At 56.5% G+C, this 2,176-nt stretch carries 1 protein-coding gene and 1 pseudogene; both read left to right on the top strand.

The annotated features are described in order from the left end of the window. Window positions 1-294: pseudogene (locus tag FS320_RS42045) on the top strand (sulfate adenylyltransferase subunit CysD); the annotation flags it as partial. After that, the coding region (gene nodQ / locus FS320_RS42040) for a bifunctional sulfate adenylyltransferase/adenylyl-sulfate kinase NodQ (RefSeq protein WP_152718476.1) at window positions 294-2,176 on the top strand (1,883 nt) is incomplete at its 3' end. The pseudogene FS320_RS42045 and the gene nodQ, both read left to right, overlap by 1 nt.

The raw sequence follows: 2,176 nt of genomic DNA, 5'->3' as shown, positions 1-2,176 counted from the left end.
GTCCCGCTTTATTTCGCCTCCAAACGGCCTGTGGTCGTCCGCAACGGCATGCTGATTATGGTCGACGATGAGCGCATGCCTCTTGAACCGGGAGAGAGAGTTGAGGAGCGCTTGGTTCGCTTCCGTACTCTTGGTTGCTATCCACTGACTGGTGCCATCGAGTCGGATGCTGCGAGCCTGGAGGAGATCGTGAGCGAGACGCTGACTGCCCGCACATCCGAGCGCCAGGGTCGCCTGATCGACAAGGACGAGGCCGGCTCGATGGAGAAGAAGAAGCGCGAAGGGTATTTCTGATGAGCTTTATCCCTGCCCCGGTAGTCTCAGGCAATATCATTGATTACCTTCAGGAAGTGGAGAAGAGACCTCTTCTCCGCTTCCTTACCTGCGGCTCTGTGGACGATGGAAAGTCGACACTGATAGGCCGCCTGCTTTACGATAGTAAACTGATCTTCGAGGACCAACTCGAAGCGTTGGCGCGTGACAGCCAGAAGCATGGAACGGCCGGCAACGACATCGATTTCGCTCTTCTCGTTGATGGCCTTGAAGCCGAGCGCGAGCAAGGGATCACGATCGAGGTGGCTTATCGCTTCTTTGCGACCTCGAAGCGGAAATTCATCGCGGCGGACGCCCCTGGCCATGGGGAATATACCCGCAACATGGCTAGTGGCGCCTCGACAGCCGATCTGGCTGTGGTGCTCGTCGACAGCCGACAGGGGGTTCTGGCCCAGACACGCCGCCATTCCTTCATTGCTTCGCTGCTGGGCATCCGTCACTTCGTGCTCGCGGTCAACAAGATTGACCTCGTCGGCTATGACCAGGCGGCCTTTGACGAGATTGTTGCGGATTATCTGGAATTCGCTCAGAATCTCGGTTGCAAGAGCATTCATGCGATTCCAATGTCCGCCCGTTATGGTGACAACGTCACTGAAGCTTCACGGAACATGGACTGGTATAAAGGTCCGACGCTGCTGCAGCATCTGGAAACTGTGGCGATCGACAACGATGATCTCCATAAGCCCTTCCGCTTTCCCGTCCAGTTCGTCAACCGCCCCAATCCCGGGTTCCGCGGGTTTGCGGGACAGATTGCATCCGGAATGATCTCTGTTGGAGATTCCGTGACAATTGCGAAATCCGGGCACCAGACCCGGGTCAAGGGAATCATCACGAGGGACGGGCATTTGCAAAAGGCGATCGTGGGCCAGTCCGTGACTCTGGTCCTTGAGGATCAGGTCGAGGTGTCTCGGGGCAATATGCTTGCGGATCCTCTAGCCCGCCCCTTTATTGCGGATCAATTTCAGGCGCATATCATCTGGTTCGATGCCAATCCCATGATGCCTGGGCGCAGCTACATTCTGCGGACCGAAGTGGACAGTGTCAGCGCAAGCATCACGACGTTGAAGCATCATATCGACATCAACACTTTCGCGCATAACGCGGTAAAATCTCTGAAGATGAACGAGGTCGGCGTCTGCAACGTCTCGACGCAAATGCCGATTGCCTTTGACGCCTATAAGAATAATCGCACAACCGGCAATTTCATTCTCATCGACCGGTTCACCAACGCGACCGTTGGGGCCGGTATGATCGACTTTCCGCTGCGCCGCGCCGAGAACATTCACTGGCAGGAGCTAGAAGTCGATAAAAAGGCCCGCGCCGCCTTAAAGCACCAGCATCCATCTGTGGTCTGGTTCACCGGCCTGTCCGGTTCCGGAAAGTCGACGATTGCGAATGCGCTTGAAAAGCTGTTGCACGCCCAAGGCAAGCACACTTATCTGCTTGATGGCGATAACGTTCGCCATGGCCTCAATCGGGATCTGGGTTTTGCCAATGAAGACCGGGTCGAAAACATCCGCCGCGTCGCCGAGGTCGCCAAGCTGATGGCGGATGCCGGCCTAATCGTGATCGTGTCCTTCATCTCGCCCTTCAAATCCGAGCGCCTGCTGGCGAGGGATCTAGTCGGCGCCGGGGAGTTCGTCGAGATCTTCGTCGATACTCCGCTGGAAGAATGTGCGCGGCGGGATCCAAAGGGCCTCTACAGCAAAGCGATCGCTGGTGAGATCAAGAACTTCACCGGCATCGACTCGCCCTATGAGGCACCGGAGAACCCCGAGGTTCACCTGCACACAGTCGGGCACGAACCGATCTCACTCGCAATTCAAATTGAAGAGTTCCTGAG

Source organism: Microvirga tunisiensis, assembly GCF_009296175.1.
Classification (GTDB): Bacteria; Pseudomonadota; Alphaproteobacteria; order Rhizobiales; family Beijerinckiaceae; genus Microvirga; species Microvirga tunisiensis.
The sequence above is the reverse complement of the archived record's forward strand: the minus strand, read 5'-3'. Positions and strand labels throughout refer to the sequence as shown.